This is a genomic window from Thiohalophilus sp., assembly GCF_034521165.1.
Lineage (GTDB): Bacteria > Pseudomonadota > Gammaproteobacteria > UBA6429 > Thiohalophilaceae > Thiohalophilus.
In genome coordinates this window covers 74280-93550 of record NZ_JAXHMV010000011.1, presented here as the reverse complement: position 1 = coordinate 93550, position 19271 = coordinate 74280, and the positions used below count along the sequence as shown (strand labels likewise).

The following is a 19271-nucleotide window of genomic DNA, read 5'->3' as shown; positions in this document are numbered from 1 at the left end:
GAGGGGTGGTCAGTTGTTCGAGTTGTTCCTGCATCGGATTCTGTTTCTATCTTATCTTGTGATGGTTTTATTAATATCCCCTCCCCCTAACCCCCTCCCTGGGGGAGGGGGAACCGACCTTCGCAATTAGCGAGATCATTCCCTCCCCTTCAAGGGGAGGGTTAGGGAGGGGTGATCAAATGAAATCGAATTGTTTCGATTACACCCTCAATGTTGTTTATTACATCGTTATTCCAGAACCGCAGAACGATATAGCCACATCTTTTCAGAAACTCGTCTCTTTCTCGATCCTTTTCTTCTTCAAGTTGGTGCTGTCCACCGTCAAGTTCGATGATCAGTTTTGCCTCAAAACAGGCAAAGTCGACAATATAGGGTTCAATGACAACCTGTCGGCGAAATTTGTATCCATCTAGCTGCTGCTTACGTAAATATTTCCACAACAATCGTTCGACGTCAGTCGAGTTGTTTCGCAAATTTCTTGCGAGTACGTTCCATGTCATATTTTTCCTCCTTGAAAAATATATTTTACCCTCCCCTGGCCCCTCGGCTCGGGCTTCCTACTTCGCCCTGCCGGGTCCATCCATGGCTCGTCTCTGAGGTACAGGGACAAAGGACGAATGAGGTATCAGGCCCTGTTTTTTTATCTCCTTCCCCTACGCCCTCCGGGCAGGTACCAGGTACCAGGTACTAGGTACCAGGACTTGTTTTTTTATCCCCTCCCCCTAGCCCCCTCCCTGTGGGAGGGGGAACTGATCTTTGCGATTAGCAAGATCATTCCCTCCCCTTCAAGGGAAGGGGGAACTGATCTTTGCGATTAGCAAGATCATTCCTTCCCCTTCAAGGGGAGGGGGAACTGATCTTTGCGATTAGCAAGATCATTCCCTCCCCTTCAAGGGGAGGGTTAGGGAGGGGTGATATAAAATCAGCCCCAGCAATGCCCCTGGTACCTGACTCCTGTAACTCGCCCCTGCCATTTATCCCAAATCGCGACTAAAAGCCCTCCTACAAGAAACAGTCCTAAGCACTCAGCACTCATCACTTTTGTATTCTGCCTACTGCAAACTGCTAACTATCTTTCCGCGGCGCAGCCGCTCCTACAGATGCTGACTTTCAATTCAACATTCAACATTGCAGTCCCGCTGCCAACTGCAAACTGCAAACTTTCTTTCCCGAAACAAAAAAGGGAAGACCAGCCGGACCGGGCTTGTCTTCCCTTATGTTTATGTAGGCCGGAATATTTTCCGGCATGCCGGACCACTGTCCGGCCTACATGATTGACGCGTTAGTTCGACAAGTTGGCCTTGGCTTGTTCTGCCAGCGCCGCGAAGGCGCTCTTGTCAAACACGGCCAGGTCGGCCAGGACCTTGCGATCGATTTCGATCTCGGCTTTCTTCAGCCCGTTGATGAAGCGGCTGTAGGACAGACCGTGTTCGCGGGCACCGGCGTTGATACGGGCAATCCACAGGGCGCGGAACTGGCGCTTGCGCTGTTTGCGGCCGATATAAGCATACTGGCCGGCCTTGGTAACGGCCTGCTCGGCGACACGAAAGACGTTTTTACGGCGTCCACGATAACCCTTGGCCTGATCGGTTACTTTTTTGTGCCGCGCATGGGCGGTCACACCACGTTTTACTCTTGGCATTATCCTTACCTCTCGTTAGCTGTAGGGCATCATTCGACGAATCATGGCCACATCTGAATCGGCCACCTGTTCGATCGTGCGCAAATGGCGTTTGCGCTTGGTGCTCTTCTTGGTAAGGATATGGTTCTTGTGCGACTGGGCGCGCTTGAACCCGCCTGAGGCAGTACGTTTAAAACGTTTCGCTGCCCCGCGATTGGTCTTCATCTTGGGCATTTTTCAATACTCCGCATTCGATTGTTAAATAACCGACCTGTCCGAATGAACAGATCATTTCTTTTTCGGGGCAATCACCATCACCATCTGCCGGCCTTCCATCCTGGGAAATTGCTCGACGGAGGCTATCTCGGCCAGGTCCTTCTCGATACGTTCGAGAAGGTACCTGCCCAGCTCCTGGTGGGCCATTTCACGACCGCGAAATCGCAGCGTGACCTTGGCCTTGTCCCCCTGACTCAGGAAACGTATCAGGTTGCGTAGTTTGACCTGATAATCCCCTTCTTCCGTCCCGGGACGGAATTTCACTTCCTTGATCTGAATCTGCTTCTGTTTTTTCTTGGCCGCATGGCGCTTCTTGTTCTCTTCGAACTTGTACTTGCCATAATCCATGATACGACAAACCGGCGGATCGGCGTCGGGTGAGACCTCCACCAGATCCATTTCAAGTTCTTCGGCCATTTTGAGAGCGTCTTCCAGCGACATCACGCCGGCCTGTTCACCCTCTGAATCAATAACCCGCAGCTCGGGCGCGGTGATGTCGTCATTGATTCGTGTTTTCTTGGTTGCGATACTTTAATCCTCCATTAAATCACAGGTACGAGGGACGAGTTACGAGTAACGAGGATATTCTATCACCCCTCCCTCACCCTCCCCTTGAAGGGGAGGGAATGATCTTGGCAAACTTCCAAGATATGTTCCCCCTCCCTCAGGGAGGGGGTCAGGGGGAGGGAGTATAAAAGCCTCGTCCCTCGTAACTCGTCCCCGGCTACTGTTCTAAAAGACTACGGCCGCGGCTCGCGATTTCCTGCTCGAGTTTCCCGATGAATTCATCGAGGGGCATGCTGCCCAGATCCTCGCCGGTTCGCGTGCGCACGGCCACAGTAGAATTTTCAACTTCCCGATCGCCGATCACCAGCAGATAGGGAATGCGCTGTAGCGTATGTTCCCTGATTTTAAAGCCGATCTTCTCATTTCTCAAGTCAGCTTTTGCCCGCAAGCCCCTCGAACGCAAGGTTTTTTCGATTTTCTGGACCGTTTCGGCCTGTTTGTCGGTAATTCCCATCACCACCACCTGTTCGGGGGCCAGCCAGGCGGGGAAGGCCCCGGCGTATTCCTCAATGAGAATCCCGATAAAGCGCTCCAGCGAGCCCAGGATCGCCCGGTGCAACATCACCGGCGTGTGCCGGTCGCCATCCTCGCCGACGTACTCGGCGCCCAGGCGCCCCGGCATGGAAAAATCCACCTGGATGGTACCGCACTGCCAGACCCGGCCCAGGCAGTCCTTGAGCGAGAACTCGATCTTGGGCCCGTAGAAAGCGCCTTCGCCCGGCTGCAGATCCCACTCCAGACCCTTGTCGTTCAGGGCCCGCTCCAGGGCGTGCTCGGCCTTGTCCCACACTTCGTCGGAGCCCACGCGCTGCTCGGGACGGGTGGAGAGCTTGATCAGCACCTCTTCGAAGCCGAAATCGCGATAGACCTCGAACAGCAGATCGATGAACGCCGAGACCTCGGGCTGGATCTGGTCCTCGGTGCAGAAGATGTGCGCATCGTCCTGGGTAAAACCGCGCACCCGCATCAGCCCGTGCAACGTGCCGGAGGGCTCGTTGCGGTGGCAGGAGCCGAACTCGCCCATACGCAGCGGCAGATCCCGGTAGCTCTTCAGCCCCTGGTTGAAGATCTGCACATGGCAGGGGCAGTTCATCGGCTTGACCGCGTAGTGGCGATCTTCCGAATGAGTGGTAAACATCATGTCGTGGAACTTGTCCCAGTGGCCCGATTTCTCCCACAGAGAACGGTCCACCACCTGCGGGGTGCGGACCTCTTCGTAGTCGTGCTCGCGCAATTTGGCGCGGATGTATTGCTCCACCTGCTGATACAGGGTCCAGCCCTTGTCGTGCCAGAACACCATGCCCGGCGCCTCTTCCTGGGTATGGAACAGGTCCTGCTGGCGGCCCAGCTTGCGGTGGTCGCGCTTTTCGGCCTCTTCCAGGCGGTGCAGATAGCCCTTGAGCTGTTTTTTATCCGGCCAGGCGGTGCCGTAGATGCGCTGCAGCATCTCGTTGTTGGAGTCGCCGCGCCAGTAGGCCCCGGCCAGCTTCATCAGCTTGAAGGCCTTGAGCTTGCCCGTGGAGGGCACATGCGGGCCGCGGCACAGATCGATGAAATCGCCCTGGCGATACAGGGAAAGCTCCTCCCCTCTGGGGATGTCCTCGATGATCTTCGCCTTGTACTCCTCGCCCATCTGGCGGAAGAACTCGACCGCCTCCTCGCGCTGCATCACCGTGCGCTCGACCGGGAGGTCCTGCTTGGCCAGCTCGGCCATTTTCTGCTCGATCTTTTCCAGATCCGACTCGGAGAAGCCGTTTTCATAGGCGAAATCGTAGTAAAAGCCCTCGTCGATGACCGGACCGATGGTCACCTGGGCATCCGGGAACAGCTGTTTGACGGCCTGGGCCAGCAGATGGGCGGTGGAGTGGCGAATGACCTCCAGCCCCTCCTCGTCGCGCTCGGTGACGATGGCCAGCTCGGCGTCGTGATCGATTTTGTAGGAGGTGTCCACCAGCTTCCCGTCGACCTTGCCCGCCAGGGCGGCCTTGGCCAGACCGGCGCCGATATCGGCGGCCACGTCGGCAACGGTGACAGGATTGGCGTAATCGCGCTGACTGCCGTCAGGCAGGGAAATAGAAGGCATGTCGTGCTCCTCAATCTTCAGTGGCGACCGGTACCAGGGGCCGCTTGGTGCATGTCACGCCGACCCCCACAATGGGCCGGCGCCGAATTCCCGCCGCAACCTCCACGAGGGGCTGTCAGCAAGAGGATCTCAGTTGGCAGCCGTCAGTTTGCAGTCATCAGCCAGAAACTGTGAACTGCCAACTGCATACTGCCAACTTTATCGAATTTGGTAGTCGCGAGTGGATTACTCCGGGCATCCCTGCCCTCCGCCCTTCGGGCCAGCGTCGCTACGCTCCGCTGTTCAAATTCGCTCCCGGCGAATTTGTCGAACTCCGTTCTCGTCCACTCGCACATCCAGTTGTACAAGTGCAAAAATTGGTAGTCGCGAGTGGACTCGAACCACCGACCCCCACCATGTCAAGGTGGTGCTCTAACCAACTGAGCTACGCGACTGAAGAGGCGGGAAAGATACAGAAAAGAACAAGTTATGGCAAGTACCAAAGCCGCTCGGACAGGATGTAGGAGCGCCTCCGGCGCGATATTCCGTGCAGACCGGCAAGACCTGTCGCGGCACAGCCGCTCCTACAGCTGCCTACTGCAAACTGCCGACTGCCAACTTTCTAGCGCGGGAGGATGCCCTGACCCATCGGAGACGACTTGCCGGAATTCGAGAGGTCGCGGCTGCAAGCCGCTCCTACTGAAGGACCTGCAGGAGCGCCTCCGGCGCGATATTCCGTGCGGACCGGCAAGGCCTGTCGCGGCATAGCCGCTCCTACAACTGCCATCTGCAAACTGCCGACTGCCAACTTTCTAGCGCGGGAGGCGCTTGTAGCGGCGACCTGCCTGGATTCAAGAGGTCGCGGCTGCAAGCCGCTCCTACAACTGCCAACTGCCGACTGCCAACTTTCTTTCCTACCTGCTACCGGAAGCGCAAATAAAAACAGCACCAAAGCGCCACATCAATTCAAAATTCACCATTCAAAATTCACAATTGCACTAACGACTGCCAACTCTGTTTTATCGCCAACTAATCCCTCAGCACTCAAGAATTCTGCCAACTTCCCCTATTCATAGTGAGTCCAGAGTCGAAGGACCTTAACCACTCGCTCCTCTTCAAGCACCTGATACACAAGACGGTGTTGTATATTGATTCGGCGTGAATAGGCTCCGGCGAGATCCCCAACCAGTTTTTCGTAAGGCGGGGGATTCTGGAAGGGATTCTCCTCCAGAACAGCGAGCAGCTCCCGGGCCTTGTTCTTCAGTCCTGAAGCCGCAAGCTTTCTGGCATCTTTTTGCGCTTGTTTGGTATAGACCAGCGTCCAGCTCACCAATCCAGTTCCCTGGCACATTCATCGACAGGCTCTTCCATGCCTGACTTGATCGACTCCCGCATACCGGGCACGGACAACAAATGCAGAGTTTCCGCAATGGCGTTCCAGTCCTCTTCCGAGATCAGGACGGCATTGGCCCGCTTGCCTGTAATCACGGCCGGCTGGTGCGATTCAGCCACCTCGTCAATCAGGCTGTAGAGTCTGGCCCGGGCCTCAGTCGCGGTAATGTTGCTCATGTCGTATACCTCTGCCGCAAAACGTACGTTATAACGTGCGTTTTGTCAATCATTGTTCATGGCCCTCAGCGCGTCTTTGGAACAAACAAAAAAACGGCGCCCTGCCTTGATTCGAGAGGTCGCGGCTGCAAGCCGCTCCTACAACTGCCAACTGCAATCTGCCGACTGCCAACTTTCTAGCGCGGGAGGCGCTTGTAGCGGCGACCTGCCTGGATTCAAGAGGTCGCGGCTGCAAGCCGCTCCTATAACAGATAGTCCTCAGTCCTCAGTCCTCAGTCCTCAGTTATGTTAGTCAAAACCAAAAAAAGCGCCAAAGGCGCCTCATCAATTCAAAATTAAGCATTCAAAATTCAACATTGACTGCCAACTTTAAAGCGGCAGCTTTTTCACATTCTCCCCCGCCAGCCCCACGGTGTTTTTATAGACGATATCCTCGATGCCGCATTGCGGGTTGAAGCCTTTGACGGCTTCGAGCAGCACGTCGCGGATGGCCTGTTGATCGTGGTTGTGGGCGGCGGCTTCGAGACGGTTGAGATACTGCTCGATCCGGGCCCAGTCGAGCGCCTCTTCCTCGGCGCGCATGATGGCCGGGTGGCCGGTTTCGTTGACGTTCTCGCCGATCAGCAGCTCTTCATAGAGCTTTTCACCCGGTCTCAGGCCGGTAATCTGAATCTCGATATCCCCGTCGGGATTGGTCTCATCCTTCACTTCCAGGCCGCTCAGGCGGATCATGTGCTGGGCCAGATCGAGGATCTTGACCGGTTCGCCCATATCCAGCACGAACACCTCGCCGCCCCGGCCCATGGCCCCGGCCTGAATCACCAGCTCGGCCGCCTCGGGAATGGTCATAAAATAACGAATAATGCGCGAATCGGTCACCGTAACCGGTCCGCCGTTTTGAATCTGGCGCCGGAACAGCGGAATCACCGATCCGGAGGAGTCCAGCACATTGCCAAACCGCACCATACTGAAGCGGGTCCGAAGCCCCTGCCGCCGGCCCAGCGCCTGCAGGATCAGTTCGGCAAAGCGCTTGGTCGCACCCATGGTATTGGTCGGGCGCACGGCCTTGTCGGTGGAGATCAACACGAAGGATTCCACCCCCGTATTGATCGCCGCCCGGGCTACCTTGAGCGTGCCGAAAATGTTGTTGCGAATCGCCGCGACGGGGTTCATCTCCACCATCGGCACATGCTTGTAGGCCGCCGCGTGATAGATCGTCTGAACCCCGAAAGCCGTACACAACCGCTCCAGCCGTTCCTGGTCCAGCACCGTGCCCAGCATGGGCAACACCTGGCGTTGGGAGGCGGGCAGTTCCGTCGCACCCTGATAAAACGCTGAATGAACCAACTCATGATCGATGTTGTAGAGAGCATATTCATTATGCTCATACAGCAATAACTGGCGTGGCCCGTATTTGAGGATCTGCCGGCACAGTTCCGAGCCGATGGAACCCCCGGCCCCGGTGACCATCACCACCTTGTCACACACGTTGGCCTCGATCAGATCCGGACGCGGCGCCACATTATCCCGACCCAGCAGATCGTCGATCTCCACTTCCTTGATGTCCTCGACCTTGACCTGGCCGCCAGCCAGCTCGGCCATGCCCGGCAGGGTTTTGACATGCACGTGGTAAGGTTCGAGCTGGCGGATGATCGCCTTGCGCCGGCTGCGCGATGCCGAGGGCATGGCCAGCAGCACTTCGCGAATTCCCAGCTTGTTGATCAGCTTGGACAGCTCCCGGAAGGCGAAGACCGGCAGGCCGTTGATCTGCTGACCCTGCAGCGTCACATCATCGTCAATATAGGCCACCGGCCGATACTGCTGACTGAATCCCAGGGCCGTCGCCAGCTGCACCCCGGACGAACCGGCTCCGTAGATCACGACATTAATCCGGCCCGCAGCTGACAACTCGGGCGTCGACTGCAGGCGCAAAAACCACCAGCGGGCCATCATCCGGCTGCCGCCGATCAGCACAATCGCCATCAGCCAGTTGATCAGCGTGACCGAACGCGGGATCCCCTGCACCCCGCTCAAAAACGCCAGTAACGCCCAGCACAGCGCATACAGCGACACCGCCTGCACCACCACCCAGATCGCCTTGAGCCCGATATAACGCACAATGGCCCGGTACAGGCCGAAATAGACAAATACGGGAATCGCCACCAGCGGCGCCGCCCCGATCAGGATCAGCACCGGCAGATCCGGCAGATACAGCGTCCCCAGCCGCAGCGAAAACGCCGCCCACAGCGCCACCATCAACAGCAGAGCATCCGATACCACCATCACCGCCTGCTTGTGCAAGCGGGACAATCCATCCAGCCAATTTGTGATGCCCTTCACACTTTTATCCATACCGACATTGTATTCATTATTCTCCATTCTGCCTATCAGGGAAAACCCTGATCTCCCTTGATGAGCAGCCCGGCCGCCAATCATATTAACTGAAAGCCTGATATTTTATCGGATCGAAAACCAAAAACTTGACCGGCCACCATCTCTTCCCTTGTCACCCGTACCTCGCTCCTCGCCCCTGCCCGAAGGGCTTCGTGGGAGCCGACCCATCGGCGACCTGCCTGAATTCGAGAGGTCGCGGCTGCGTCGCTCACGGCATCCATGCCTACCGCGACATTAGTACATCCATGTACGTCAAGCCGCTCCTACAACTGCAATCTGCCGACTGCCAACTTTCTTCCCTACCTGCTACCACAAGCGCAAATAAAAACAGCGCCAAAGGCGCCACATCAATTCAACATTCAACATTCAAAATTCAACATTGCACTGCCGACTGCCATCTGCCAACTTTGTTTTATTGCCAACTTTGTTTATTGCCAACTTTCGTTAACTTGAAACCCAAAAAGAAAACTTATAATATAAATTATATTAGCCCTGAAGATAATCAGGAGGCGATTATGGGACAGGTCACCATCTATCTCGACGATGACAATGAGCGGCGACTCAAATCCGCTGCCGAAGCCGCCGGCATGCCGGTCAGCCGCTGGGTGGCCAGCCTCATCCAGGAAAAGACCCGTACCCACTGGCCCGAGTCAGTCAAACAGCTGGCCGGAAGCTGGACGGACTTTCCCGATCTGGAAGAACTGCGCAATCCCCGAATACCTGATACCCGCCGCGAATCACTCTGAATGTATGCCCTGGATACGAATACGCTGATTTATTTTTTCAAGGGCGCCGGCCGCGTCGCCGAGCATTTGTTCAATACCGCCCCTGCCCGAAGGGCTTCGTGGGAGCCGACCCATCGGCGACCTGCCTGAATTCGAGATATCGCGGCTGCGTCGCTCACGGCATCACGCTGCCGCGACGTAGTACATCCATGTGTCGTCAAGCCGCTCCTACAACTGCAATCTGCCGACTGCCAACTTTCTTCCCTACCTGCTACCACAAGCGCAAATAAAAACAGCACCAAAGCACCCCATAAATTCAAAATTCACCATTCAAAACTCAACATTGTCGCAGGCAGAGCCCCTCCCACGACATAGGCACTCAAAGTTCTGCCAACTGTCATCTGCCAACTGCCAACTTTGTCTTTCATTGCCAACTTTCTCTTACGCTCTTGACTCCCGGTTAACGTAAAGTTACAATAAAAAGTGCAAACTTATGAGAGGCTCGCTGACTGGAAGCCACCACCAAGGATCTGCGCCTGCATACCGCCGACGTCCCTCGCCGCCATTGAACGCGGTGAGCAGGTGATTATTACCTACCACGGCAAACGCCGCGCCGTACTCACGCGCTGGCAGGAGGTGGACACCAACCGACACAGGGATCACACCAATCCGGCATTTGGCCTCTGGGCCGATAAAACCGACAGTGTCGACAACGAAATCCGCCAACTCAGACAACGCCGGGATTTACCATGATCCTGGTGGACACGGATGTCCTGATCTGGAACCTGCGCGGTAATCATAAAGCCGCCGATCTGCTCGATACCCACCCCGGCTTTTCCCTGTCCGCCGTCAGCTACACGGAACTGGTCCAGGGCGTGCGCAACAAACAGGAATTACGCCTCATCAAACAGGCCCTCACATTCGGAATGCCGGCATCATCCATATCGACGAAGGCATCTCCAACCGCGCCACATTTTTAATCGAACAACACGCCCTGGCCAATTCCATGCAACTGGCCGACGCCCTCATCGCCGCCACAGCACTTGAACAGGGAATCCCCCTCCTGACCGCCAACGACAAACACTACCGCCCCATCGACAACCTGGAACTTTCCATATTCCGCCCCTGACTCCCGCCAGGCTATCCTCTAAAACAAAAAAGCGCCAAAGGCGCCCCATCAATTCAAAATTCAACATTCACAATTGCACTAACAACTGCCAATTTCCTTACGTAGGAGCGGCTCTGCCGCGATATCCCGTGCGGACCGGCAAGACCTGTCGCGCCAGAGGCGCTCCTACACCGGCCCCGCGACCAGAAGCCCCAAACAAAAAAAGCGCCAAAGGCGCCCTATCAATTCAAAATTAAAAATTCAACATTCACAATTATCTAAAGACTGCCAACGGCAAACTGACAACTTTCTTTCCTGCCGACTGCCAGCTTTATAGATGATAGCTGTGGGTGGCGACTCCTGTTCGGCGACTCTGCCTGCATATCGAGCAAGTCGCGGCTGGAACGCCCCTCCGTACCCATCAACCGTCGCCCTGGTCCCGACAGGACGTTGTGGGAGGCGATAATAGACGCACAATGGAATGTCGCCCCTACATTCCCTGGCCGATGGATTGGCGGTGACGCCATAGGTGAGCGCAGCGACCCATCGGCGACCTGCCTGCATTCAAGAAGTCGCGGCTGCAAGCCGCTCCTACACTGCTATCTGTGAACTGCGACTGCCAGCTTCGAACCTAAAATAGAGCCCAAAGGGCACATCGATTCAAAATTCATCATTCAAAATTCAACATTGCCACAGGGCTAACCTCCTACCCCCAACAAACCGGCCATCATCGTCTTTCCTCGTCACTCGTCCCTCGCCCCTGCCCGAAGGGCTGCGACCTCTTTAATACAGCCCATTTAATTCAGGAGGATGAAGGCCATTGCTGGGCGGCATGCAACACGCGCAATATTCGGACGGTAAAAGCGTCCTCTTCGTATACGATGATGTAATTCGCCCAGGCGACCAGCTCCCTGGTTCCTCCTCGACTCTGCCGGGGCGTCCGATTTCGGAAAGTCTGGCAGCTTTTCAGCTTTGCCTCGATGTCATCCTTTACGTGTTGTGCCGCATCCGGATTATCGTCAGAGATGTAATCTACTATCGACAGAAGGTCTGCGCGAGCCAATTCCAGCCATTCCAATTCAGGCACGGCGCCGTTTCCGGTCAATCAACGCTTGCGCCTCATCCATCACCTGTTTATGCGATACAGCAGGTCGCGTGTCCGCCAGGGCCTCTTTCACCTTGTCGCGGAACCAGGCGTCGTAAGTTTCCGGATCGGCTGTTAGTCCAACGGGCAACCCGCCCTCTTTGCTTATGCGAGTCAACAGAATACGGACAGCATCTGATACTGTCAGGCCGAAGCTTGCAAGTTTTTCCGCCGCATCAGCCTTCAGTTCGTCGTCGACCCGAACGTGCAACATTGAAGTGTGAGCCATGATCAGGTTCTCCAGTTGTCATTCACAGCTAATTATGTATCTCAATTGCGATACAGTCAAGGTGTCAGCCTTTATTACAAATGAACCCCCAACAAACCGGCCATCATCGTCTTTCTTCGTCCCTCGTAACTCGCCCCTGCCCGAAGGGCTTTGTAGGAGGCGCCCCGTCGGCGACGACCTGCCTGAATTCGAGATATCGCGGCTGCAAGCCGCTCCTACACTGCCATCTGTGAACTGCGACTGCCAGCTTCGAACCTAAAATACCGCCCAAAGGGCACATCAATTCAAAATCCATCATTCAAAATTCAACATTGCCGCAGGCGCCCCATCAATTCAAAATTAAAAATTAAAAATTCAACATTCATCATTAACTGAAGACTGCCAACTGCAATCCGCAAACTTTTTACTCAGAACTCAGAACTCAGAACTCAGAACTGTTTTTATACAGCCCTGACAACAAAAGTCAGCCCCTCATTGGCTTCCAGAACACGAAGTACGGTTGTTAAATTGGAAAGCGTCGGGTTGCCTTTCGCACCAAACATCCGGTGCAGGCTTTTCGCACTGATGCCTGTTTCATCGGCCAGGGTCTCAAAACCAAGCGTCGCATTAATGTAATCCCGCAGCAGCGCGCGTGCTGTAGCCGCCTCGCCGGTAACAATCGCCTCCGCAGCTTCCGTCAACATGGCAACCCTGAATTCCATATCCGTTTGCGCACGTTCTCGAACTGTCTCGGAAAATTCACGTGTTAGTGCCATTGGTTGTTCCTCCAATACGACGCTGCCAGTACGCCATCCAGTATCGCTTTGCCTGCTCGATGTCCCGATGCTGGCCCTGCTTCGTACCGCCACCCAGCAAAACAATCAGTCGGTCACCTTCACGGCCAAAGTAAACCCGATATCCCGGACCAAAATGGATCCGCCGCTCAAACACCCCGGCGCCAACGCTTTTCACCTCGGACAAGTTACCCGCCTCGAGTCGAGCCAACACCGTGGTCACTTTTGCCGCCGCCCTGGCGTCCAGGCCTTTGAACCAGCGAGCAAAAACCGACCTGCCGGCCTCATCCAGATATTCCCTTATCTCCAACGCGACCTCCTCCCTCGATCACGATAGTAGCATATACGTTACCATGAAAAATTTCCACAAAAAAAGCGCCAAAGGCGCCACATTAATTCAAAATTGTACTGATAACTGCCAACTGCCATCTGCGAACTTTTTACTCAGCACTCAGCACTCAGCACTCAGCACTCAGCACTCAGCACTCAGAAATTCTGCCAACTGCCACCTGCAAACTGCCAACTTTGTTTTATTGCCGCCCTCGCTGACTGGTGCTATTCTAACCAACAGTATTTATAAACAGGCAGGCTGGAAATAAAGTTTACTATGAAATATGCCATCGTCATTGAAAAAGCAGACACCAACTATTCTGCCTATGTCCCGGATCTGCCTGGCTGCGTGGCAACCGGGTCAACCATTGAAGAAACGGAAAATCAGATTCGGGAAGCCATTGAATTCCATGTCCAGGGCATACGGGAAGACGGTGAACCGATCCCGCCACCAAGCAGTCAGGTCGAGTACATCGACGTCGCCTGATTCAGATTCAGAACAGATCTCAGCCACCTCAAAACTCAGTACTGAGTTCTGAGTCACCCCATCGCGGCGCAGCCGCTCCTACACAGACTTTCTACCAGAAGCCCCAAACAAAAAAAGCGCCCAAGGCGCCCCATCAATTCAAAATTAAAAATTCAACATTCACCATTATAATGCTGTCTACCTACTCCTGACTCCTGACTCCTAACTCCTGACTCCTGACTCCTGACTCCTCTACTCCCAACTCCTACCTCCCCCCAATCGCCAGCTTCCGAATTGTCATCAGAATCACCTTCAAATCCCCCCAAAGTGACCGATCCTGCACATAAGCCTCGTAGCAGGCCAGTTTGCGTGGCAGGATTTTCTCAACATACTCCCGTTGCGGATCTTCGGCTTTGGCCAGCTGATCGTTTTCATCGCTGAATTCGATCGAGGCCTGATCCGTAATCCCTGGCGGAACCGATAACACCAGTTCGTAACTGTCCCGTGGATATAGCTTAACGTACTCCGGCACCTCCGGGCGTGGACCGACCAGGCTCATCTCCCCCTTGAGTACGTTCAACAACTGCGGCAGCTCGTCCAGCTTGTACTTGCGTAAAAACGCCCCGCTGCGGGTAATCCGGCTGTCGCCGGCCACGGTAATTTTCGCCCCCTGTTTCTCGGCATCATCCACCATGGTCCGGAACTTGAGCACCTGGAACGGTCTGCCAAACCGACCGACACGCTGCTGACGAAACAGCACGGGACCCGGGCTGTCCAGTTTGATCCACAAGGCAATGGCCAGATACAACGGCAAGAGCAGGGTAACACCCGGTATCGTAAAACAAAGATCGAAAATCCGTTTACCCGTCATGATGCGTACTGTTCAAGAATATCGCACACGGCGTTCACCACGCGCTCGATATCATCATCAGACATCGCCGGGTAAATCGGCAGGCTGACCGCCCGCCGATAGACATCCAGCGCGACAGGGTAGTCGTCAGGTTCAAGTGAATACCGATCTCGCCAGTAGGGCTGGATGTGCAGCGGGATAAAGTGCACGCTGGTACCGATCCCCTTTTCCGCCATCAGTTCGATAAACCGGTCCCGCGAAATCGAGAGTTTCTCCAGCTCCAGCTGGATCACATACAGATGCCAGGCATGCGTATCCCCGGGACGGGCCACCGGCGGTGTGCGCAGCGGCAGATCCGAAAATGCCACATCATAACGTTTGGCGATCGTCGCCCGGCGTTTCTGGAACTCCCAGGCTTTGGCAAGTTGATGGATGCCAATGGCCGCCGCAATATCGGTCATGTTGTATTTGTAGCCGGGCGCGACGACCTCGTAATACCAGGAGGGCTTGTCCGAGGTATAGCGGTCGAACACATCCCGGCTGATGCCATGCAAACGCATGGTACGAATCCGCTCTGCGTACTCGTCGTTATTCGTCACCACCATGCCGCCCTCGCCCGTGGCAATCGTCTTGGTCACGTAGAAGCTGTAAACCGTTAAATCGCCGATGGTCCCGATCATCTGATCGTGATACGTGGTCGGCAAGGCGTGTGCCGCATCCTCGATAACCGTCACCTCATTCTGCCTGGCCAGGGCCATGATCGGCGTCCATGTCGCAGGCCAGGCCCGCGAAATGCACCGGGATAATCGCCTTGATGTCGGCGTGCGTACTCGAGCGCTTCGCGGACACCGGCGGGATCGATATTAAACGTCCCGGGTTCGATATCGACAAAGACGGGATCGGCGCCCAGGTAGCGGATTACCTCGGCCGTGGCGGTAAAGGTATAGGGTGTGGTAACGACCTTATCCCCGGCACCAATACCGGCCGCCTCCAGGGCCAGATGCAGCCCGGCCGTGGCACTGTTGACCGCCAGCGCATGGCGGCCACCCACGAAGCCGGCAAAGTCCTGCTCGAATTTTTTTGTTTTGGGGCCGGTTGTCAACCAGCCGGAACGCAAAGTCTCGACCACCGAGGCAACTTCTTCCTCGCCGATCAATGGCCTGGCAAAAGCAATAAAATCCTGATGACTCATTTGGAATTACGCAAAAAATGAAAGGTATGGGTCCGCAAGAACGGGATGAACGTTTCAAGTGTTAAAGCCAGCCATGGTGAGAGTTTCGCCAGCGGCCTTTGCAGGGGCGGCGCCAGGATAAGGCTGCGGGATTTAACCGTAAAGTCAGGAAAAAGCCGCTGAACTTCGCCACGTCCAATCCCGGTCGTATCCGGATTGCGTGGAGAGGAGACCCGAAAGTCAAAAATAACAATCATGCCACCGGGCCGCGCCACGCGCTCCATTTCCGTAGCAAGGGCTTGACGTGCCTCAGGGGATAAAATCGACGAGAAAACGGTCATCGCCGTGACGATATCCATGCTCTCATCGGCATAGGGCAACTCCCAGCCGCTATGCTGGCGGTAATCAATGGCGGGACAAAGTGCCTGAGCACGCTCGATCCGATCCTGTAGCAAATCAATACCATGGAGACGGGACGGTTCAGCACCCCACTCGGCCAGCGTACGTAACAACGAACCGGCACCACAACCGACATCCAGAAATTCAACTGGCGTAAGATCGTCAAACCCGTAATCCAGCAACCCTTGTGACAAAGCGGAAAACACCCGGTATTGTTGAAGCGCAACCTCGGGCCGAGTCCAGGCGTAAAGCCGTGATATGAGACTGACTGTCGCGCCGCGCATACGCGGTTTTGATTAATTCTTCCTGTTCATTCATAGGTTATAAAGAATCCGAAAGTCAGCGATAGGCCGTTATCCGGCGGCCGGAAAACATTGCCCAGACCAGTCCCATCAGGAACCCGAGATTGGCCAGAAAAAAACTGAACACTGTCGAGACAACCGGCATGCCCAATGAGAGTTTTTCATTCGCCCAACCCATAAGACCGGCCACGTATGCGAGAACAATAAAACCCGCCATGACATTCCAGAACATTGACGACCCGGCAAGCAGGATAACACCCGCCGTTAAAACAATCAGAAAGAACGGAGAAAGCCACCTCAGAATCTTATGCGACCACAAGGAAAACGCATAGCCGGGATATAACAGGAGATTAAGCAGCCTGGCACGTCGCCAGGTACCGATCCAGTTACGCAATGTCATTCTGGCGCGCGCGCGTAGCTCATCGTTAATACCTGCCTCCATTCTGTCATACGCAACAGCATTACGCGCATGCACGACTTTATGATCCTGCAAAACCACATCCAGTGGTACAATGCAATCCTCTCCCACATCATCAGGCAATGGTTTTAATAATTCACGCCTTACAGCAAAACAGCCACCACTTGTCACAGCCAGGATACCGAGACAGGTTTCAAGCTTACGTAATTTCAGTTCATAATTCCAGTAGTAACCCTGTCCTGTGGCAACACCGGACAGATCGTCAGACTCAAACAACAAGTGTCCGTCAACAGCGCCAATGGCAGAATTCGAAAACGGCGCCGAAATATTGGCAAGGAAATTAGGCGCAAAGCGGGTATCCGCATCGGTAAATACAATAATATCCCCATTAGCATGCGCTATTGCCTGGTTCTGGGCGCTTGATTTGCCGGTTGTGTTTTGGCAATCGACAAGCATCACTTGTGAAGCCTCGTATTTTCGAACAATCTCATTGGTTCTGTCATCGGATCGATCGGAGGCGACAATCACTTCAAACGAATCACGCGGATAGTCACACTCAAGGACATTCAAAATCCGATTCTCTATCACATCCTCTTCATTATGCGCAGCAATAATTACGCTAAGTCTGAACTTTGCCCCTTCAAACTTACTATCAACAGGAAAGCTCTTGCGCACCAAACAGAGTGTTTTTAGTACGATCCCATATCCTGCATAGATATAAAGCAGGAAAAATAGCGACAAAAAAACAAGATATTCCAAGCCAGGCTGCCCCGTGTCTCTAAATGTTAACCAACAAAACCTGTAGGTGGCACTGATAATTCACTTTAGTCACCCTGGCGCAGGCCGGGGTCCATGTCAGCTGGTGGCTTGCAGGATTCCGGCCTACTCCGGAATGACTTGTTCAGAGCTTCCTTTAAGCACCTTGTCAACATAAGCGGCATTGGAAGATAACAGAAACCTGTCCACTGCGGCCTGACCATTCCGCCCTGATTCGGACAACCGCTCCCGGTTCTGATCACACCATGCCAAACCTTCTGCAATCCCATCCGGCGTACCCTTCTCGATAAACACCAGGTTCTCCGGAAACATACTCTCAATACTACCCACCCGCGTCGCCAGCACCGGCATCCCGCGTGCAAAAGCCTCTACCACCACCCTGGGAGTACCTTCTGTTCGGGAAGGCAGGCACAACAGATCGCAGCTATCGTAAAGATCCCACAGCATCGGGCCCGGAGGCACGTGACCGTGGAAGGTAACAAAATCCGAAACTTCTTCTCTCGCCGCCTCCTCTTGTAAACGATCCTGCAGAACCCCGGTACCGGCTACATCCAGACGCAGCTCGATACCGCGAGAGCGTAGCCGGGCCAGTGCGGCGACAAGCTCGCTTACTCCCTTTTCCGCGGACAACCTGCCGACAAACAGTACACGCAGAGAGCGATCTTGCGGAATGGGAGGGCGCGGAGTTTCACGTACTACGGATTCGTCGATAAGCGGTGATATTGTGTGAACCGCCTGTCCATGGGCCCGATATTTCGCCTCCAGGGCCTCGCCATAGGTAAAAACCACCGCCCGCTCCTGACCCAGAAGATCGAATATCCGTTTCTGGAACAGGCCCGAAATGGCAACCGGCAGTTTCCCCCACCAGCGATCCCGATAGATATGCCTCACAGTTTCGACGGTGTCACCACGGATAAAGAACAAAAACCGGGTACTTTTTGGCAACAAAAGTGAAAGCCAGAACAACATGGAATTGGGGCCAGGGCCGCCGATACACACCCGTTCAATAGAAGCCGCTCGTGAGACAATCTGTCGAATCCTGAACGCCTGAATCGGCGTCTTCAGCAGGGCCGCCAGATGGCCCCGATAAAAAGCCACCTCATGCACCTCACCCGGAAGATGCAATTCGGAGAGATCTTCTATTTCCTGCTCACCCACCTCACGACATGGCACGATCAACTGATAGTTATCACCCTGTTCCGCCAACACCGCCATAAAATCCACGAAGTTGCGAGTGGGCGCAAAATACCGATCACCATGACGGTACAAAGGATGATTAACGTACAAGAAGATCATGTTGTTCCACGTAAGCCTGGAGAAGGATTTCTGACCTGATCACTGAATGCGGAAATGACAGGATGATTCGCATCAAATAACAAAAGCACGACCATCACTCGGCAAAAGATTGTGCGCGTGATGGAGAAACTGAATAACCTTGCCCGAAAACGCCTTGCTGTCAAAGCACAAAATCAGGTATTTATAGGGATAAATCCTGATGTTGCACTAGCAACTTGAATCCGCGTAATGAGGAATATCTCGAGAAATCTACTTTTCATGGTAACCAGAATAACTATCCTGAATAGTAGTATGCCGTGAGGAGCCAATACTCAGGAAATAACCCAGTGTAACGATAAACATAATCTGAATAAAAAAGTCCCCGCCAAACTGAACAATACCTCCTCCAACAAGAAGACTGATTCCACCATATGCGACAGGTCTATAAGTATTTATCATTACCACAAACCTGTATAATAAAATAAGAAATGATAATGTATATAATATTCCAAATATCACGCCACTACGTAGCATGACGCCAGGAATGCTTCCTTGTGGGGCTCGAACATTCACATAACCATCTCTCTCCTTTACGGCGCCATACTTGTAAAACGATTCATGTATCTTACTACCAACACCAAACCATGGATTTTCAGACAGAGTAAGATACGTAGCGGCCCACACCTGCGGCCTGGCATTTTTACCTGATACGTCTCCAGAAGAAATACCCTGCATGGTATCTACTAAAATACGACCAGTATCTTCGATACGCGGATTCAAAAAATAAGCGGAGGAGATTGCCACAGTAAAAATCA

20 protein-coding genes, 1 tRNA gene and 3 pseudogenes are annotated in these 19271 nt (G+C 54.2%); 5 read left to right on the top strand and 19 right to left on the bottom strand.

The features are described 5' to 3' along the window. Positions 1 to 161 precede the first annotated feature (161 nt). The 9 genes from U5K34_RS10690 to U5K34_RS10650 all read right to left on the bottom strand — a co-directional run bounded on the left by U5K34_RS10690 (position 162) and on the right by U5K34_RS10650 (position 8474). Positions 162 to 500, bottom strand: a complete 339-nt coding sequence (locus U5K34_RS10690) for an endonuclease domain-containing protein (RefSeq protein WP_322568376.1) — start codon at positions 498 to 500, stop codon at positions 162 to 164. 782 nt (positions 501 to 1282) lie between these two features. Further along, a complete protein-coding gene (gene rplT / locus U5K34_RS10685) occupies positions 1283 to 1642 on the bottom strand; it encodes a 50S ribosomal protein L20 (RefSeq protein WP_322568375.1) in 360 nt (119 codons plus the stop codon). A 15-nt stretch (positions 1643 to 1657) separates the two neighbouring features. Beyond that, positions 1658 to 1855 (bottom strand): 50S ribosomal protein L35, encoded by a 198-nt coding sequence (gene rpmI / locus U5K34_RS10680; protein WP_322568374.1) that lies wholly within the window; start codon positions 1853 to 1855, stop codon positions 1658 to 1660. A 54-nt stretch (positions 1856 to 1909) separates the two neighbouring features. After that, the gene (gene infC / locus U5K34_RS10675) at positions 1910 to 2425 is read right to left on the bottom strand and encodes a translation initiation factor IF-3 (protein ID WP_322568463.1); all 516 of its coding nucleotides are present in this window, start codon (positions 2423 to 2425) and stop codon (positions 1910 to 1912) included. 196 nt (positions 2426 to 2621) lie between these two features. Then, on the bottom strand, positions 2622 to 4547 hold the full coding sequence (thrS, locus tag U5K34_RS10670; protein WP_322568373.1) for a threonine--tRNA ligase: 1926 nt from the start codon (positions 4545 to 4547) through the stop codon (positions 2622 to 2624). Positions 4548 to 4904: 357 nt separating this feature from the next. Further along, positions 4905 to 4981, bottom strand: a tRNA-Val gene (locus tag U5K34_RS10665). 611 nt (positions 4982 to 5592) lie between these two features. Then, positions 5593 to 5856 carry a Txe/YoeB family addiction module toxin gene (locus U5K34_RS10660; RefSeq protein WP_322568372.1) on the bottom strand — a complete coding sequence of 88 codons (264 nt, stop codon included), beginning with the start codon at positions 5854 to 5856 and terminating at the stop codon, positions 5593 to 5595. Beyond that, positions 5853 to 6095: a type II toxin-antitoxin system Phd/YefM family antitoxin gene (locus U5K34_RS10655; protein WP_322568371.1), complete on the bottom strand. Its 243-nt coding sequence runs from the start codon at positions 6093 to 6095 to the stop codon at positions 5853 to 5855. The genes U5K34_RS10660 and U5K34_RS10655 overlap by 4 nt, the downstream gene beginning before the upstream one ends. 369 nt (positions 6096 to 6464) lie before the next feature. Then, positions 6465 to 8474, bottom strand: a complete 2010-nt coding sequence (locus tag U5K34_RS10650; protein WP_322568370.1) for a nucleoside-diphosphate sugar epimerase/dehydratase — start codon at positions 8472 to 8474, stop codon at positions 6465 to 6467. A gap of 530 nt (positions 8475 to 9004) precedes the next feature. On the opposite strand from U5K34_RS10650, the gene U5K34_RS10645 reads away from it, so the two are divergent. From U5K34_RS10645 to U5K34_RS16180, 4 genes and pseudogenes are all read left to right on the top strand, one after another. Further along, positions 9005 to 9235: a hypothetical protein gene (locus U5K34_RS10645; protein WP_322568369.1), complete on the top strand. Its 231-nt coding sequence runs from the start codon at positions 9005 to 9007 to the stop codon at positions 9233 to 9235. Further along, positions 9236 to 9322, top strand: a pseudogene (locus U5K34_RS16185) (VapC toxin family PIN domain ribonuclease); the annotation flags it as partial. Between the two features lie 474 nt (positions 9323 to 9796). Beyond that, positions 9797 to 9967: a hypothetical protein gene (locus tag U5K34_RS10640; protein ID WP_322568368.1), complete on the top strand. Its 171-nt coding sequence runs from the start codon at positions 9797 to 9799 to the stop codon at positions 9965 to 9967. Beyond that, positions 9967 to 10343 (top strand): annotated as a pseudogene (locus tag U5K34_RS16180) (type II toxin-antitoxin system VapC family toxin). Before U5K34_RS10640 ends, U5K34_RS16180 begins: the two are co-directional and overlap by 1 nt. A 781-nt stretch (positions 10344 to 11124) precedes the next feature. On the opposite strand, the gene U5K34_RS10625 reads toward U5K34_RS16180, so the two are convergent. The 4 genes from U5K34_RS10625 to U5K34_RS10610 form a co-directional block, all read right to left on the bottom strand. Further along, complete coding sequence (locus U5K34_RS10625) at positions 11125 to 11409, bottom strand: type II toxin-antitoxin system RelE/ParE family toxin (RefSeq protein ID WP_322568366.1); 285 nt, start codon at positions 11407 to 11409, stop codon at positions 11125 to 11127. Further along, positions 11402 to 11698 carry a type II toxin-antitoxin system RelB/DinJ family antitoxin gene (locus U5K34_RS10620; RefSeq protein ID WP_416224084.1) on the bottom strand — a complete coding sequence of 99 codons (297 nt, stop codon included), beginning with the start codon at positions 11696 to 11698 and terminating at the stop codon, positions 11402 to 11404. Before U5K34_RS10620 ends, U5K34_RS10625 begins: the two co-directional genes overlap by 8 nt. Before the next feature lie 437 nt (positions 11699 to 12135). Then, the gene (locus tag U5K34_RS10615; RefSeq protein WP_322568365.1) at positions 12136 to 12450 is read right to left on the bottom strand and encodes a transcriptional regulator; all 315 of its coding nucleotides are present in this window, start codon (positions 12448 to 12450) and stop codon (positions 12136 to 12138) included. Further along, the gene (locus U5K34_RS10610; RefSeq protein WP_322568364.1) at positions 12434 to 12778 is read right to left on the bottom strand and encodes a type II toxin-antitoxin system RelE/ParE family toxin; all 345 of its coding nucleotides are present in this window, start codon (positions 12776 to 12778) and stop codon (positions 12434 to 12436) included. The genes U5K34_RS10615 and U5K34_RS10610 overlap by 17 nt, the downstream gene beginning before the upstream one ends. Positions 12779 to 13075: 297 nt before the next feature. Between U5K34_RS10610 and U5K34_RS10605 the strand changes: the two genes are divergently transcribed. After that, positions 13076 to 13285, top strand: coding sequence for a type II toxin-antitoxin system HicB family antitoxin (locus tag U5K34_RS10605; RefSeq protein WP_322568363.1), 210 nt, complete (start codon positions 13076 to 13078; stop codon positions 13283 to 13285). A 244-nt stretch (positions 13286 to 13529) separates the two neighbouring features. On the opposite strand, the gene U5K34_RS10600 is transcribed toward U5K34_RS10605, so the two are convergent. The 6 genes and pseudogenes from U5K34_RS10600 to U5K34_RS10570 form a co-directional block, all read right to left on the bottom strand. Further along, a complete protein-coding gene (locus tag U5K34_RS10600) occupies positions 13530 to 14135 on the bottom strand; it encodes a sugar transferase (protein ID WP_322568362.1) in 606 nt (201 codons plus the stop codon). Next, positions 14132 to 15306: pseudogene (locus tag U5K34_RS16175) on the bottom strand (DegT/DnrJ/EryC1/StrS family aminotransferase). The gene U5K34_RS10600 and the pseudogene U5K34_RS16175 overlap by 4 nt, the downstream one beginning before the upstream one ends. Next, on the bottom strand, positions 15303 to 15968 hold the full coding sequence (locus U5K34_RS10585; protein WP_322568359.1) for a class I SAM-dependent methyltransferase: 666 nt from the start codon (positions 15966 to 15968) through the stop codon (positions 15303 to 15305). The pseudogene U5K34_RS16175 and the gene U5K34_RS10585 overlap by 4 nt, the downstream one beginning before the upstream one ends. Before the next feature lie 55 nt (positions 15969 to 16023). Next, positions 16024 to 17163 (bottom strand): glycosyltransferase, encoded by a 1140-nt coding sequence (locus U5K34_RS10580; protein WP_322568358.1) that lies wholly within the window; start codon positions 17161 to 17163, stop codon positions 16024 to 16026. A gap of 123 nt (positions 17164 to 17286) precedes the next feature. Then, positions 17287 to 18477: a glycosyltransferase family 4 protein gene (locus tag U5K34_RS10575; protein WP_322568357.1), complete on the bottom strand. Its 1191-nt coding sequence runs from the start codon at positions 18475 to 18477 to the stop codon at positions 17287 to 17289. A gap of 249 nt (positions 18478 to 18726) precedes the next feature. Then, positions 18727 to 19260 (bottom strand): hypothetical protein, encoded by a 534-nt coding sequence (locus tag U5K34_RS10570; protein WP_322568356.1) that lies wholly within the window; start codon positions 19258 to 19260, stop codon positions 18727 to 18729. Positions 19261 to 19271 lie beyond the last annotated feature (11 nt).